Here is a 15,394-nt window from a genome sequence, read left to right on the forward strand (position 1 = left end):
AACCATCCTTATTCTAAAATAGGCATTCCCTTTTTCATGGCTAAAATATAATATAGAGGACTATCTGATTAGTCAATGAAGATTTGAGGATCATGAAAGGCTTGATGATAGCTTCCATTCTTCCACGAAGAAGAGAAGATCTGAAAAAGGCCGTGAGATCAGGGGAGCTTCCTGAGTATCTCGAGATCAGACTGGATCTGCTCGGTGTAGATGAGATCCTGGACCTGGTAAAGGGAATTCCCTCCAGAAAAATAGCTGCCTGCCGCGCGAGAAGAGATGGTGGGATGTTTGACGGGAGAGAGGAAGAAAGAACCGCCATTCTTGAGGAAGCGCTTATATCGGGCCTGTTCGCTTATATAGACGTTGAGATGGAGAGCGAAGCCGTTGGACTAATTGCCAGACATGATAGGCAGAAATTCATAGTTTCCTACCATGATTTAAGCGGGACTCCTGACGACCTGCCTGATATTTACAGGAGGCTTAGCTCCATCGAAGGGGCTTCTTTTTACAAGCTTGTCCCCTTTGCAAGATCCCTTCGTGACAATCTTCGTGTGAAGGGTATTCTTACCAGGGCAAATTCTGAGAATGTTCCGCTCATCTCTTTTTGCATGGGGATGCACGGAACTCTTTCGAGAGTCCTTTCTATCGCATGGGGCTCGAGAGGGGTCTATGCGTCGCTTTTCAGGGAAGAGGAAACGGCACCTGGGCAGTTGGGATACGATGATCTCTTGAATGTCCTGGATATCGGCAGGATCAATGCGAAGACCAGAATCTTCGCAGTGCTCGGATATCCGCTGAGGCATTCAATGTCACCTGCCATCCATAACGCCCTATACAGAGATCAGAATCTAGATTTTGTCTGCATCCCGCTTGAGCTCCCCTCGATCGATGAGGTTTTTGAATGTGTAGATGAATTCAATATGGCCGGCTTTGCGGTCACCTCGCCTTTCAAGAGGAGTATATTGAAATTCGCTGACCATCAGGATGAAGCTGTCAAAGCGATAGGAGCAGCAAACACCGTCATTTTAAAAGGTTCAAGCGTTCATGCCTACAACACGGATACCGAAGCGTTTTCAAGCGAATTGAAGAGACTCGTCAACCCTGGATTGGAAAGATTCGCCGTTCTGGGAGATGGTGGAGCAGCTTCCGCCGTAGCCTATATCCTCAGAAGGGAAAACGCGGCCGATTTTCGCATCTTCAGCAGGAATGAAGATCGGGGCAGGGAGGTTTCAAGGAGGTTCGGATGCATCTGGCAGGACATCGGTGCCCTGAAGGAGTATGACTACTCGGTCCTCGTGAATTGCACGACTGTAGGAATGTATCCCGATATGGAATCCTCTCCAATAGCAGAGGATTCGTTGAAAGGAAAACTCGTCTATGACCTGATCTACAACCCGGAGCAAACTAAACTGATGAGAATGGCAGCTCCAAAAGGAATTGCCACGGTAAATGGCGCCTCGATGCTCCTCAAGCAAGCGGCTCTTCAATTCGAATTGCTGACCGGAAGGAAGCCTTCCGAACATCTTATGGCACAAACATTTAGGGATAAAATGCTCTTTCTTGACAAAGAAAAGTTAGAATAATAATATTAAGCGCTAAACGCCCCTCGAGAAAGCGAGCAACAGTATGAATCTCCAAAAGGTGTACAAGAAGATAGACGAAAAATTCGATGAGCATCTGGAGCAGATTGCGGAATATGTCAGGGTTGATAACAGAATCACGAACATAGAGAACGTCTTTGCTCTCACGAGGATGCTCAAGAAGGAGATAGAAGAAATGGGCGGCAGAGCCTCCATTATGGATTATGGAGAGCTTCCCATCATCTTTGGCGAGATCAATTTTGGAGCTGACAGCTCATTGCTTATCTACAAGAATTACGACATCATCCCTCCTTTAAGCCCGAGGTGGAAGGTACATCCCTTTTCCGCGCAGATCATTACGGCTGAAGGGGGAGAGAAAGTCATCATGAGCCGCGGGATCAGCGAACCCAAGGGTCCGCTCATCGCAACACTCAACGTTCTCAGAACCGTTATCGAAGAAGGGAAGAAACTTCCCGTCAACATCAAGTTCATCTCGGATGGTGACAGGCAGCTTGGAAGCCCGAGCCTTACCAAATTAATCAGCGACAGGAAGAAGGACTTCCTGGACATCAAAACTGTCTTTGTGCCGAAATTCTCCCAGAGCGAGAGTGGCAATCCGATCCTTCTCCTCGGCGTAAAGGGATTGATCCTGATCGAAATGATCTGCTCAGGCGGCGCATGGGGAGGACCTATCGGGGAATCGTTGCACAGCAGCAACGCGTCCTGGATAAAATCACCCGTCTGGAGACTCATCAAGGCTCTCTCGACGATGGTGGATGAGAACGAGAAGGTTCTCATCAAAGGCTTTTATGATGAAGTAGTCGATGTGATAGATCTCGAGGAGAGAGGGATCAAATCGGGCAAGCTCGAGATCATCGATTTCATGCGGAAGCAGCACGCGGTCAGATTCAAGTGGAACCTTCCTGATGAAGACCTCTTCCGGAAGCATATCCTCACGCCGACATTCAATATCTCCAATATCCTCGTCCGTCCCCCTGCCTACTGGAGTAAACTGATCCTTCCCTCAGAGGCGAGGGCGAGCATCGACATCCGGCTTGTCCCTGACATGGAACCATCTCGTATAATCGAGGCGGTAAGAGACCACCTCCGCGAGCACGGGTACGATGACATAGAGGTAGTCACGCACATTCAATACCCTGCATGGTCGACCGATAGCGATGATCCTGCCGTCAGGATCATCAAGGATGTATACAAGGATTTTGGCTTCGATGTGGAGATCCACTATTCATCCACTTGGTCCTTCCCCTTCTATGCGTTCCAGAAAGAGCTGGGTGCGTCGCTTGTAGTCGGGGGACTGGGAAGGGGAGGAAAGGCCTTTTCCTTTAATGAGTATGCCACGCTGGACGGGATAAAACTCTTTGAAAAATCCGTTGCCTGCTTCCTTGATAGATTCTGCAAAACCGCGCTGCGAGACTGAGATCCTTTTCGCCTTCATCTATACTGACACGAGAGTGAAGGAGGAAAAATGAGAAAAACGATATATCTACTTCTGATCATGGCATGTATGGTGCTCTTCCTTCAGGGATGCATCACTTCGAGACATACCGAACGGGATATCAAGGGGCTGGACAGGACACTGGATATGTTCACCTACATCGAGGAGGGAAACCTCATCGCGTTGGTGGCAAGCACGTATGCGACGAGATTGCGAGAGGCGGAAGCATACATCCCGCTGGAAGTATCCATCGCGAACAAGGGACTGGCGAATCTGACAATCACAAGGGAGAGTTTCATGCTTGTCGACGAGGAGGGGAACAACTATCCTTTAGTTCCGACGAAAGAACTCCTCGATAATTATGAAAAGCAGGATTTCGACAGAAGCTTCGCGCACATCCACAAAGTCGTCTATTCAATATTTGACGCATACACTCAGGTGGAGAGCAACTTCGAGCCCGACAGGTTTGGCAGGAGAAGAATAGTGATCGACAAGGTCGAGCTTCCGAAATTTTCCTACCTGATCGATATGCTCTATTTCAGGAAGCCGAAGGCAGGTCTCAAGGGGAAGAAGTTCGAGCTTTTCCTCACTGCCCAGGAGCTTGAAGAACCGGTCTTCGTCAAATTCATGGTGGAATAACCCCTCCTAGAAGAGGTCGGAGAGTTCGTCATTGTATTCTGGGAGGCGGTTGTGTTTCTGAAGGAATTGCTGGAGGAGCTCACTTTCCCTCTTTGTATACATCGGATCTTCCTCATAGATAAAGAAACGGGCCCTGTCGCTGGAAGCAAGCCTTTCCATTAGAGCCTTCTTCATGTTAGAGCTCCCGGAGATGAGAAGGATGTTCTTTCCTTCGTCGAGGAGCTGGATGACGCCATCTGTTTCAGGAACGTCAGCGACATTTTCTTCTGTGAAGAAAATCCATTTTTCTGGAGGTAGCGGGACTCCTGACATTCTGAGCCTCAGATCGCAGCGCAGGCATCGGGATGCCTCTCTAAGAGCCTCTTCTTCGCTGTAACCAGTTTCGATGACACCGGATGCAACATCGAGCCTTTGTTTTGGAGAAAGACATTGCATCTCAACCCTTTCCATGGCTGCAAAGTCTTCATCCCTTCCGAGCAGATCAGATGGCTTCTCTATCTTGAGAAACCTCTCATCGATGTTTCCGTCTCCGCCGAGATACTTATCGATGGAAGACGCAGCCCTCTTTCCCTGGGCGATCGCTTCCACGACCGATGATGGACCTGTGACGATCTCTCCGCCTGCAAAGAGCTTATCCATAGTTGTCTGGAGAGTTTCACTGTTCACATTCAAGAAGCCTTGCTCGTTGAAGATCTCTTTTGAAAGGGAACCGGCAAATCCCACATCGGGGTTCTGTCCGATTGCAAAGATGATGGTATCCGCCTCGATGCTCCTTCTCACATTTCCGTCGAACATCGGGCTGAAGTTCTTATTCTCATCAAACACGGAGGTGCATTTGATTAACTCGATCCCTTTCACGCGGCCATTCTGAGCAATGATTCTTTCCGGACCCCATGATGCGTTGATCTTGACCCCTTCTTCCTCCGCGAAGGCGATCTCCCACTCATAGGATGGCATCTCATCCCGCTTCTCGAGGCAGTAAAGCCGAACGTCTTTAGCCCCGCAGCGAAGGGATGCCATCGCCACATCGATTGCCACGTTTCCACCTCCGATGACAACGACTCTTTCCCCAAGCTTGACTTCCTTTCCCGAATTGAACTCTTGCAAGAAATCGACGCCCCAGAAAACTTCATCGAGGTCGATTCCCTCCATTTCCAGTTTCTTGCTCAACGATGCTCCGGTTGAGAGGAAGACGACATCGAATCCATTCTTTAACAAGTCGTCCACTGTTGTATCTGCACCGATGCGGATACCGGTTCTGATCTCTACTCCTGCCCTTTCTATTTCCTCGATCTCTGCATCGAGGATATCCTTCGGGAATCGGAAGGAAGGGATTCCATAGCGGAGCATTCCGCCCGGCTTTTCGTTCTGCTCGAAGACCTGGACGGAGTGCCCCTTGATGTTGAGATAGTAAGCGGCGGTAAGGCCGGCTGGTCCGGACCCGATAATGGCGACTCTCCTGCCGGTGGGAGCAAGCTTCCTGATGGACTCTTCTGCTCTGAAATCCCCATGCTCCATCGCAAATCTTTTCAGTGAACAGATGGATACCGGTGCATTTAATTCTTTTCTCTTGCAGACATCCTCGCACGGGTGGAAACAGATGTAGCCGAGTGCAAAGGGGAAAGGAACCTTCTCCCGGACCACAGATGCGGCCTCCCGGAATCTCTTCTTCGCGATCAGGTTCAGGTAAAGCGGGACATTTATGTCAACAGGACACCTGGATCTGCAGGGGACGATCTCCTCGCTTTGCGGCTTTCCCTTGATTCCTCTGTCGAGGAGTGCTCCCGTCGGGCAGACCTCGATACAGGCAAGGCAGAATCTACAGCCCGAATCTACCAGAGTTGCGGAAATAGAACCGACCACAGCCCTGCCATCCTTGATTGTAAATCCGAGGGCTCCGACTCCTCTCAGGTCGTTACAGGCTCTGACACATCTCAGACAATTGATGCAGAGATTGTAATCTCTTCGGACGAGAGGTTCGTCCTCGATCGGATGTAGTCCTGTATGGATGTACCTGGGTGTATCCTCCCTTATACCGATGAAGCGAGAAACTTTCTGAACCTCGCAGTTCCCGAATTTATCGCAGCATCGCTCCAGAAGGGGGACGTTGGTAGAACAGGGCTCCCTGGAACACCCTTCAGCTTGCGAGCAGGTGAGACAGGCATGCGGATGATGTGCAAGAATGGGAACCAGATTCTCTCTTCTCTTTTCCTGGACCATCCTCGTCGCCGTGAGAATCGACATCCCATCCTTAGCAATCGTGGAGCAGGAGAGCAGGAGCTCGCGGCTCTTCTCTTCCTCAACTATGCATAGTCTGCACCCTTCGTAATGCCTTCCCTCCGGCCCCTGAAATCTTCTTGCGCCTCTGTATATGCTTGACGATGATGATGAAACAGTGAAGGGGAAAAGATCAGGATGATGGCAGAGGGCAGGGATGTAGATTTCTGCTCTTCTGGCCGCCTCGAGGATGGTCGTTTCTTTCTCTAATTCGAGTTCTTTTCCATCTATCTTGATTTTGATTCTGGAATTCATGGATTATTACCAGGAATGAGTGATGGCTCCAGGAGCACAGGCTCCGAGGCAGGGAAGCTCTCTCTTGCCGCTGACAGGCTTGCAGGGAGCGCAGGAGTATTTGATCTTCTTCCTGTGTTCCTCTGTGACTGCGGCTACCCGGTCGTCATAGTCGTCAGTGATGATCTCAAGGACTCCGAAGGGACATGCGGCAGCGCAACCCTTCTCATCGCATTCAACGCACTTGTCCGTATCTATGCTTATGAAGAACTCGCCCGACCCATTCTTGTATCCATAATTTGCGATCATGATATCCTTCTCCTTTATTGCTTTATTCCCTTTGATTTCTCATAGAGGGCTTTGGCAAATAGGGCGGCTCCCAGGGCACCAGCGATCTGGCTATCATATTTCGATTTCACGGCTGTGATGTTGAGCTCTTTCTCCAGTCTGGCGACGACGCCGACATTCTTGGCGATCCCCCCGGTTATCGCAAAATCCTTCTCGATGCCGAGCCTCTCGAGGAGCGTGTAGACGCGGTGTGCCATGGCTGAACAGTATGCGGCCAGGACTTTGTTCTTGGGCCAACCCTGGCGAAGGAGTCCCGTGGCTTCCGATTTGGCGAAGACCACGCAGGTGCTGCTCACGGGAGGGGGTTCTTCCGGAACGTCGAGCGACATAGGCCCCACCTCTTCGATAGGAATCTGAAGAAGATCGGCAAAGACCTCCATCCCTCTTCCTGTTCCCGCAGCACACTTGTCGTTCATCAAGAAGGCGGTCACTTTTCCCTTCTCATCACAGCGTATCGCCTTGCAATCCTGTCCGCCCATGTCGAGGATGGTCTTTATGGTTGGACCGTACATGAAGTTTCCGCCTCTGGCATGGCAGGCGATCTCTGTGATTGCTTTGTGGGCGAAGGGGACATTGACCCTGCCATAGCCGGTTCCGACCACATAGTGGATGTTTTCAAGGGTCATTCCCGTTCCTTCGATCGCCCACGAGAGAGCCTTTTCGGAACTTTTCGGGCTATCGGAACCGGTTCTAAGGTTGCTGTAGGCATACAGTTCCCCATCCGCCATGATGACGGCCTGAGAACTTACCGAACCAACGTCGATGCCGCACGATATGATGCCGGCCTTCCTCCATTCTTTCGATTCATCTTTCCAGGCATACTCTTTCCATCTCCAGTATTCTTGCTGAGCCATCTGCTCCTCCTGTAGTTAAATATTTTCGCCTGCACTGAGGGCGGCGCCGAGTGCGGCGGCATACTCTGGGTCTTCGGGGATGAGAAGGTCAACTTCCAGATCGCTCCTGAGGGAATGGACAAAACCGATGTTTCTTGCCACTCCTCCCACAAGGGCGACGTCCTTTTCGATCCCGATTCGCCTGACCATGGAGGATATCCTGCTCGCGATGGCATCGTGGACCGCCCGGGCGATGTCTTCCTTCGGCGTTTTTGCATGGATAAGCGATACGACTTCGGATTCCGCGAAAACGGCGCACTGAGCATTCATTGGAACGGCTTTTTGCGATTTCAAAGAAAGCTCTCCGATTTCTTCGAGCTTGACCTCGAGAGCCCTTGCCATCGCTTCAGTGAAGGCTCCTGCGCCAGCCGCGCACTTCTCGTTAACGGCAAAGTCGATGACCTTTCCCTTCTCGTTACACCGGATCCCGCGTCCTTCTTCGGCGCCGACATCGATCACCGTCTTTGCAGTCGGAAAGTAGAAGAGGGCTCCTTTTGCTGCGGCGCCCACATCGGTGATATCCCCATTGCCAAAGTCAACCCCCTTTCTTCCTGTCCCGGTTAATACGATCTTAACGATTGCGGAGCGCTCCAACTTAGCTGCTCCGATAGCGTCATTGAATGCTTTCTCGGCAGCCTCCTTCTGGTTGAATCCGGTCAAGATCATCCCTTTGCCAATGATCCTACCATCTTTCAGAATGACTACCTTGGTATTCTTGGCACCGCAATCAACTCCCGCTGTTATCATAAGAATCCTCCTGTGAGTTTATAGAAAGCACTGAATAACTTATCCTGTTCTCTTGATGCCGAGGGTCTCCATGAAGGTGTCGATCCTGGTCATCGTCCTTGCCTCGTCGAACTCTCTCTCGTCTCCCATATTCCCTTCGAATATCATGACCGGAAACCCGGCCTTCTGGATGGCAATCCTGTTCTCCGCTATTCCCAGACTCAGGCCCTCGCATCCCCTGTTGTAATGAAGCATGACACCGTCCAGCTTCCACTCCCGAGCTATCCTTATCATCATGTCGCTCTTGTATCCGGGATGGTAGAAGTGCTGCCATTCGGGCTTGCTCAGATTCCAGTCGGCAAGGGTTCGAAGCGCTTCATTACGGCTCTTGATGCTGATCCCCTTCTGCTGTGGAGTAGTCCTCGGTCCCCATGTTCCATCCTCTTTGACCTCCCACATCCCGATGAGTCCGAAGGTGTACAGAGAACCAACCGATACGCAGCCATAAGTCTCCAGATACCGGAAGACTTTCAGGAATCCCCACGGTGGCTGTGTATCGCTCATTACGCGGCATCTTTCATTGGCAACGGCAGCGATCCCTCGCGCCACCCTATCTTTAACTTCGTCGCGAAGTTCTTCATAGAAATCGGCAACCTCTCTGGCATGCTTCTTCAATGTTCCGAGAACGTATAGAGAGTACATAGTCTTCTCGTCGAGCGGTGCCGGAACGTTCTTGTTCAGGACGCATATCTCGGCCCATGTTGAAGTGGAGCGGCATTCGTCATTTACCGCCTCGATGAGGAGCTCATCGTTGTACTTCCTTCCGGTGACTTTCTCGAGCCATTCGATCCCGTCGTGCATCTGACCGACGATGTAGCTGAGCCTGTTCTCGTTGACTTCATGGTATGGGCCGACGGAAACATCTATGCAGTAATGTGGGATTCCCCCTTCAAGCTCGCTGACGACCTGGTACCATTTGGCATGGCTGCAACAGATGTGGTCCTGCCAGAGGAAATCAGGCTTCGGAAACGGTCCTCCCCAGAGGTACTGGTCCAGGATAATAGAACCCCAGTAGTTCCTCATGTAAGAGCAGAGATCTCTTGAATAACCGGCTTTCTCAGCCGCTTCGAGGCATTTCAGGGAAAACTCCTTATTGAAGGCTATGCTTGCTCCATAAGGCTCGCTCGTCAACGAATAGACGTCACGTCCCAGCCCGGCAGGGATGGCATCGAAAGACCAGGCACCGCCAGCCCACCTGATCCCACCCTTCTCCTTGGCTGTCGTATAATCCTTGTAGTAACTCTCCCTGATCTCCTTTGCCTTGTTCCAGCATTTCAGGGGCTCTGTAGGATAAAGTTTGTCTGCCATTATTCTTCTCCTCTCTTATTTAGCGTCCCTTGGAATTCACATCTCGGTCAGCGATTCTAATCATTCCGCTTATCAAAAGAGATCCTCCTGCCTGAGCATCTCAAGGAATGCTTCCACTCTCACCTTGAACTGGCCTACGGGCACCGTGACGTCGAACTCAAGGAAGAGCGTGGGGATCCCAACTTTCTTGAACTCCTTCTCGATTGCCGGGATGTCCAGTTCGTGAGGGTCGCAGAACTTCTGCTGGATGATGATTGCTCCCTTGACTCTATATTCTTTTGCGAGATTGATGATGTGGGGGATTCTGGTTCGCACCTCCCAGTCCTTTGATGGGCAGGGTGGTCTTTCGATGTATCTCTTAGCGATAGCTTCAAGCCTGTTGTTACCAGGCATTACCTCGTTCCAGAAGTACCTTGTCCCCGTGCAGTGGTCGTCAACGACGAATATGGCGCCGAGTGATTCGACCATCTTCAGGAACTCTGTGTCGTCATCTTCGCTTCCCACAATGATCAGTCTCTCGCCACCGCCATTTCTCTTCCTTCCCTTCAGTTCCTTTAGCGTCTCCTGCAGGATCATGTTGTGCTCCTCCTTGTCAACCATCTGGGAAGAGACGACCATGTACATCGCCTCGACTCCGGAGAGAGGCGGGTTATCGTCCTTTCTGAGATCGTAGACTTCTTTCATCAGCCTTCTGTTTGTGTTATAGATGTCTATGGCCCGGTCGAGGTCGGCGTCGGAGATCTTCTTGCCGATCCAGCCTTCGACAGATTTCTTGAAGGCCTCGAGTTCTCCGGTGAGGTAGGGGAGTGCCCTCTGGCTCTGAACCCTGTTAGGCATGGGAAGATAGTACGAGTACTCCACCGGGATGTGGAGATCCCAGCTCGTGAAGGTCTGGCGGATATGGAGGCAGGATTGGGCGATTGTGATGCCATCCAGGTAATCGAATCTTCCCTTGAGCCCCTGAGCAAGGCAATCGCGGCAGAAGGGGCAGAACATACCGAAGATGTGCGGTTCCGTCATGTCCTGAGGTTCATGGCTGCCGAGAATCCTGACGGGAAGGATTCCAGCGGCGTGGAGGATCTCTTCCGGGACATAGGTGCAGAAGTAGCCGATCACCTTTCTACCGTTCTTTCTCTTCCATTCTTTTGCGTACTGGTGGCGATTCTCATACCATTCCTGAAACATCTCTATCATCTCTTATCCTCCAGAAAAATTGTTATCGCTTTCCTGCATCGTGAACATTGTCCTCCGAGGTTTCGCCGACAGTCCTCTGACGAAATATTCGGCAAAGGCATCTCCGACCTCGCCGGCACTGTATCCTCGGCCGGAGTGAAACCATTTCGTGATCCAGTTGATGGCTCCCATGATGGCAAACGTGATCAGTTTGGAATCGCATTCGATGAAGAACCCTTTCTTGATCCCCTCCTCGATGACGTTCCTGAAACCCTTCTCATACTGGTCCCGCTTTTCGATTACCTTATTCAGAAGGGGAGGGGAAAGGGCGTCGAACTCCAGGGCCATGGCCGATGCCTGGAGCTCATCAATCATGACGGTGATGTGAGTGGCGATGAGATCCCTCAGTTTCTCGGGCGGAGGGGTTCTGCTCTCTTCTATGCTCTTGAGGTTCTCCAGAACCTTATTGAGGGAGAAGTCATGGCACGCGAAAAGTATCTGCTCCTTGTTCTTGAAGTAGTAATAAAGGCTCCCCTTGGTCATGAGAAGGGCATCGCTTATATCGCCCATGGATGTCCCGTGGTATCCCTTCCGTTTGAAGGCAGAGGCGGCGCTGCGGAGGATCTCTTCACGTTTTCTGCTGATCTTCTTCTGCTGACGGTTCTCCACGTCATTGACCTCCAATTCAATTTTTAAACAATTGTTCAAAAACTGAATAATAGTTTAGTATTAGGGGAGACCACTGTCAACATCAAAATTAAGAAGTTAGTTGCTGAGTTACTGTGTTTTCCTCGATGAGAAACCTTCTCTGATCGAATCCCCCAGGAGATTGAAGGATACGACAGTCAGTAGAATGGCGATGCCGGGAAAGGTGGAGATCCACCAGGCATCAAGAAGGGCATCGCGTCCATCGCTGATTATGCTTCCCCAGGAAGGGGTAGGAGGAGGGACACCGAGGCCGAGAAAGCTGAGCGATGCTTCGACGAGAATGGTGTTTCCAATTCGAAGCGTGGAATCCACGATGATCACCGCAGATGCGTTGGGGATTAGATGCCTCAGGATGATCCTGCCGCTCCTCTGACCCATCGCTTGGGCCGCTTTGACAAAATCGGTTTCTCTCAGGAAGAGGGTCTGGCCGCGGACCAGGCGCGAGACTCCCATCCATCCTGTTGCAGCAAGGACTGCGATCGTGAGAACAAGGGAAGGCTTGAAGAGAGCGACTACCATGAGGATCAGAAATATCCTGGGAAAGGCCAGCATTATATCTACGGTGCGCATAAGGATGCTGTCAACAGCGGATCCGAAGAAACCGGATAGCGATCCGATGAGAGAGCCGAATGTGGCAGCAATGATGACGGCAAGCAGACCTACGGCGAGTGAAATCCTGGATCCATAGATGATCCGGCTCAGGATGTCCCGGCCGAATTTATCAGTTCCCAGAAAGAAATACCTCTCCCGAGCCCAGCGCTCCTTGTGGCAGGCGATGTCTCTCTTCAAAATGGTCTCCCACCTATCACCGCGCCGGAATTCTATTTTATCTTCCCTTTCCCTGATCTCATTCGAATAGATCTCGGTATTTCCAGTCGTGGATATGATCCAAACATGCGATAGTGGAGGGAGATAGCGGAGTGTAAGGGTGTCTGGCTGGGCATTGGGGTCATGGGGCGAAAGGATAGGAGCCAGAATGGCAGTCGAGAAAACAACGAATAGGAATATGAGAGACAGCGTCGAGAGTCTGTTTCCCTTGATCGCCTGGAGAATCTTTGCGGTTTTTTCCTGTCCGATTCTCCCTGCTCCCGGGATATTTGCCCGACCCAGCAAGAGGAGCATTAAATAGAAGAGGAGAAGCGTGAGGTAGAAAGAGGCCGCGAATTGATCGAGGGATCCAAACTTCCATCCGGAGAGGAAGCTCTTCCACCGCATGAGAATAAGAACCAGGCAGGCGATCAGAAGAGGGAATCCGGTCGATAGCCTGGTCTTGCTTGCGGATATCAATTTTAATTTATTCCCTTCCTCACTAACTTTTGGCTCTACGTTATTCATTCAGCTCTTTTCTCGCCCGAGGCGTATCCTCGGATCGACAATGGCATATAGAAAATCTGCAAAGATGTTGCCGAGGATCACCATGATGGAAGCTACGAGTGTTGATCCTATGACCACCGGATAATCCCTGGCGAGTATCGCGTTGTACGTAACACGTCCCATTCCAGGCCACGAGAAGATAACCTCCACGATGAGAGACCCACCTATCAGAAAGGGGAAATAGAGACCGAAAAGTGTGATGACCGGAAGGAGGGCGTTTTTGAAGGAGTGCTTCATGACGATGGTCCGCTCGCTTGCCCCCTTGGCTCGCGCCGTTCTTATGAAATCTTCACCCATGATTTCGATGAGCCCTGCCCTCGTGAAGCGCGCCGTAGTTGCGCCAGAGGTTATCCCGAGACATAGAGAGGGAAGGGCAAGGTGCTTTAGTAGATCTAGAAACCTTCCGAATCTTCCCATCGATTCGGCATAAACGGAGTGCATGTGGGAAGGGGGAAAGATCGGAATGAGAAAGGAGAAAAGGAGAAGGAACATGAGGGAGACCCAGAATACAGGCAGCGAGTACAAGGCAAGTCCAGAGAGAGACAGGAAGTGGTCGAACTTCGAATTTTGCTTTGATGCCGAGAGGATTCCGGAAAGAATTCCGAGCATAAAGTTCAGCAGAAGCGCGGCTCCCATAAGGATGACGGTATTCGGAATGGCGTTTCTCAGGATCTCTGAGACAGTCATGTTCTGGGCAAGGGAGTATCCCAGATCTCCCTTTATAAGAAGTGTATGAAGCCACTTCAGATACTGGACCAGAATCGCTTGATCGAGGCCATAAGCATGGCAGACAAGCTCCCTCGTTGCCTGGTCCATGGAAGGATTTTCGTAGAGTGAGATGGCATCTCCCGGCACCAGATGGATGATGAAGAACGTAACGGTCAGTATTCCCAGAATGATAATGATTGAAGAGACGATCCTTTTGATAAGATAGAAAAGCATCTCACTCTTTTCTTTTAGGTTCCGCTATCCACCATTCATGGAGGTTCAGATAGGTATCGTTGATCCCCATGTTAACCCCCTGGATCCTCCTGTTAAATCCGTTGACCCTTTTCGATTCGAAGAGGAATGTGTATGGCTGGTCTTCATGGATGATCTCCTGGATTCTATCCCAGAGCGGTTTCTGTTCCATAATATCTTCCATTGTGCGTGTCCGATCAATGAGATCATCAACCTCAGAATTCGAGTACGAGACAACGTTGTAGCCCCTTTTGGGAATGGCGGATGAATGAAATATCTGTTTCAGGTCTACTTTCGTTCCTACCCGCCAGTTACCGATGTATGCGTCAAACTGATGATTCAGATTCCTATCAATGAAGACAGGCATTTCAAGAAGGCGTGGATTAATCTTGATCCCAATCCGCTGCAGGTAGTACTGGACTTTGACCAGGACGTCCTCCCTTAACTTGTTTCCCGCATTAGTAGTGAGCTCAAATTCGAATCTTGTCCCGTTCCTGTCAATCCAGCCGTCTCCATCAGAATCTTTCCATCCCTCTTCTTCAAGAATCCGCTTAGCGGCGGCGGGATCGAAGGGCCAGGGTTCGATGTTTTTATTGTGCGCCCAGAATGTCGAGATAATTGGACTCTTCGAGACTTCTCCGAAGCCGTACAGGAAGCTGTCAACGATCTCTTGCCGGTCGATCGCCATCGTGAGGGCTCTCCGAACACGGGGATTCTTGAAGAGGGGATTTTCGGCATTCCAGCCTATGTAGGTGTAGTTAGGCATCGACTTTACGTCGAGGACAAGATCGCTCTTCTCTTCCACCTTTTTGGCATCCTTGGGCGGAATAGCCTCCATGACATCTATGTTTTCTGACAGGAACTGCATGAGAAGAGCCGCCTGGTCTGGGACGATGCGAAACACGATGCGATCAAGGTAAGGCTTCCCCCTGTCGAAGTAATCTTCGTTCCTTTCCAGCTCGACTGATTGCTGGGGTTCATATCTTTTTATCTTGAACGGGCCATTTGTGACATGCTCCTTTAAAAAATTATGCTTTCTCCATTCCGAGAACGGGACCTTCTCAAAGGCATGTTTTGGAAGGATCACCCCTTCATTTATGTCAATAAGCTGATATGCATAAGCTCTGGAAAATTTAAAGCGCACGGTGTGATTGCCCACAGCCTGAACATCGGTGATGAACTCCTTGGAGCTTCTCGCAGACCATGCCACTTCCGGGCTCGTCTGAGCCTGCCATGTGAAGCGGACATCATGCGCCGTCACTGGAATTCCATCGCTCCAGAGGACATCCTTCCTCAGATGGAACGTAACCTCCTTCCTGTCGTCTGAAAATTCCCAGGATTGGGCAAGCAGTGGATGGAATGTAGGCGGCTGCTTCTCAAAATCAGGACCCTCTTCCATCAATCTCAGGTAGAGCCTCCGAAGAACCTGGACGGTGAAGATTCCATTAGCCGTGCAATCGTTGAATGAATCCATATCAGAGATGGTGCCGCAGACGATAGTTCCGCCCCGTTGTGAAGCCATCGGGGTCTTGCTTTTCTTCCCGCTCTCATCATTTTTCCGGCAGGATGGAAGGGAGAGCAATGTAATTATAAGAAGGATTGCAATAGATAAGTAATGAGATCTTTTCATTGCTGTACCTGCATTCCATGTAATGTCC

13 protein-coding genes are annotated in these 15,394 nt (G+C 50.6%); 3 read left to right on the top strand and 10 right to left on the bottom strand.

Going from position 1 to position 15,394, the window contains the following annotated elements; translation table 11 throughout:
- Positions 1–92: 92 nt before the first annotated feature.
- The 3 genes from AB1756_06830 to AB1756_06840 are packed head-to-tail and all read left to right on the top strand — an operon-like array spanning position 93 to position 3,675.
- On the top strand, positions 93–1,583 hold the full coding sequence (locus AB1756_06830) for a type I 3-dehydroquinate dehydratase (GenBank protein ID MEW5807043.1): 1,491 nt from the start codon (positions 93–95) through the stop codon (positions 1,581–1,583).
- A 43-nt stretch (positions 1,584–1,626) separates the two neighbouring features.
- Complete coding sequence (locus AB1756_06835; protein ID MEW5807044.1) at positions 1,627–3,018, top strand: M20/M25/M40 family metallo-hydrolase; 1,392 nt, start codon at positions 1,627–1,629, stop codon at positions 3,016–3,018.
- A gap of 48 nt (positions 3,019–3,066) precedes the next feature.
- On the top strand, positions 3,067–3,675 hold the full coding sequence (locus AB1756_06840; protein MEW5807045.1) for a hypothetical protein: 609 nt from the start codon (positions 3,067–3,069) through the stop codon (positions 3,673–3,675).
- A 6-nt stretch (positions 3,676–3,681) separates the two neighbouring features.
- Here the strand turns inward: AB1756_06840 and AB1756_06845 are convergent, their stop codons facing one another.
- The 10 genes from AB1756_06845 to AB1756_06890 form a co-directional block, all read right to left on the bottom strand.
- The gene (locus AB1756_06845; protein ID MEW5807046.1) at positions 3,682–6,207 is read right to left on the bottom strand and encodes an FAD-dependent oxidoreductase; all 2,526 of its coding nucleotides are present in this window, start codon (positions 6,205–6,207) and stop codon (positions 3,682–3,684) included.
- Between the two features lie 6 nt (positions 6,208–6,213).
- Positions 6,214–6,495: a ferredoxin gene (locus AB1756_06850; GenBank protein ID MEW5807047.1), complete on the bottom strand. Its 282-nt coding sequence runs from the start codon at positions 6,493–6,495 to the stop codon at positions 6,214–6,216.
- A gap of 14 nt (positions 6,496–6,509) precedes the next feature.
- On the bottom strand, positions 6,510–7,388 hold the full coding sequence (bzdQ, locus tag AB1756_06855) for a benzoyl-CoA reductase, bzd-type, subunit Q (protein MEW5807048.1): 879 nt from the start codon (positions 7,386–7,388) through the stop codon (positions 6,510–6,512).
- Between the two features lie 15 nt (positions 7,389–7,403).
- On the bottom strand, positions 7,404–8,174 hold the full coding sequence (locus AB1756_06860; protein MEW5807049.1) for an acyl-CoA dehydratase activase: 771 nt from the start codon (positions 8,172–8,174) through the stop codon (positions 7,404–7,406).
- A 39-nt stretch (positions 8,175–8,213) separates the two neighbouring features.
- Positions 8,214–9,521, bottom strand: a complete 1,308-nt coding sequence (bzdO, locus tag AB1756_06865) for a benzoyl-CoA reductase, bzd-type, subunit O (GenBank protein MEW5807050.1) — start codon at positions 9,519–9,521, stop codon at positions 8,214–8,216.
- Positions 9,522–9,593: 72 nt separating this feature from the next.
- Entirely contained in the window at positions 9,594–10,715 is a 1,122-nt protein-coding gene (gene bzdN / locus AB1756_06870; GenBank protein MEW5807051.1) for a benzoyl-CoA reductase, bzd-type, subunit N, read from the bottom strand.
- A gap of 3 nt (positions 10,716–10,718) precedes the next feature.
- Positions 10,719–11,363, bottom strand: a complete 645-nt coding sequence (locus AB1756_06875) for a TetR/AcrR family transcriptional regulator (protein ID MEW5807052.1) — start codon at positions 11,361–11,363, stop codon at positions 10,719–10,721.
- Between the two features lie 108 nt (positions 11,364–11,471).
- Positions 11,472–12,737, bottom strand: coding sequence for an ABC transporter permease (locus AB1756_06880; GenBank protein MEW5807053.1), 1,266 nt, complete (start codon positions 12,735–12,737; stop codon positions 11,472–11,474).
- Positions 12,738–13,718: an ABC transporter permease gene (locus AB1756_06885; protein MEW5807054.1), complete on the bottom strand. Its 981-nt coding sequence runs from the start codon at positions 13,716–13,718 to the stop codon at positions 12,738–12,740.
- A 1-nt stretch (position 13,719) separates the two neighbouring features.
- On the bottom strand, positions 13,720–15,366 hold the full coding sequence (locus AB1756_06890) for a peptide-binding protein (GenBank protein MEW5807055.1): 1,647 nt from the start codon (positions 15,364–15,366) through the stop codon (positions 13,720–13,722).
- Positions 15,367–15,394: the final 28 nt, after the last annotated feature.

It is taken from the genome of Acidobacteriota bacterium, from assembly GCA_040752675.1.
In the GTDB taxonomy this organism is placed as follows: Bacteria; Acidobacteriota; Polarisedimenticolia; order JBFMGF01; family JBFMGF01; genus JBFMGF01.

What these genes read in the sequence shown, in the direction of transcription:
- AB1756_06830 (MEW5807043.1), top strand. Translation starts at nt 93, where the DNA reads ATGAAAGGCTTGATGATAGCTTCCATTCTTCCACGAAGAAGAGAAGAT.
- AB1756_06835 (MEW5807044.1), top strand. Translation starts at nt 1,627, where the DNA reads ATGAATCTCCAAAAGGTGTACAAGAAGATAGACGAAAAATTCGATGAG.
- AB1756_06840 (MEW5807045.1), top strand. Translation starts at nt 3,067, where the DNA reads ATGAGAAAAACGATATATCTACTTCTGATCATGGCATGTATGGTGCTC.
- AB1756_06845 (MEW5807046.1), bottom strand. Translation starts at nt 6,207, where the DNA reads ATGAATTCCAGAATCAAAATCAAGATAGATGGAAAAGAACTCGAATTA.
- AB1756_06850 (MEW5807047.1), bottom strand. Translation starts at nt 6,495, where the DNA reads ATGATCGCAAATTATGGATACAAGAATGGGTCGGGCGAGTTCTTCATA.
- bzdQ (MEW5807048.1), bottom strand. Translation starts at nt 7,388, where the DNA reads ATGGCTCAGCAAGAATACTGGAGATGGAAAGAGTATGCCTGGAAAGAT.
- AB1756_06860 (MEW5807049.1), bottom strand. Translation starts at nt 8,174, where the DNA reads ATGATAACAGCGGGAGTTGATTGCGGTGCCAAGAATACCAAGGTAGTC.
- bzdO (MEW5807050.1), bottom strand. Translation starts at nt 9,521, where the DNA reads ATGGCAGACAAACTTTATCCTACAGAGCCCCTGAAATGCTGGAACAAG.
- bzdN (MEW5807051.1), bottom strand. Translation starts at nt 10,715, where the DNA reads ATGATAGAGATGTTTCAGGAATGGTATGAGAATCGCCACCAGTACGCA.
- AB1756_06880 (MEW5807053.1), bottom strand. Translation starts at nt 12,737, where the DNA reads ATGAATAACGTAGAGCCAAAAGTTAGTGAGGAAGGGAATAAATTAAAA.
- AB1756_06885 (MEW5807054.1), bottom strand. Translation starts at nt 13,718, where the DNA reads ATGCTTTTCTATCTTATCAAAAGGATCGTCTCTTCAATCATTATCATT.
- AB1756_06890 (MEW5807055.1), bottom strand. Translation starts at nt 15,366, where the DNA reads ATGAAAAGATCTCATTACTTATCTATTGCAATCCTTCTTATAATTACA.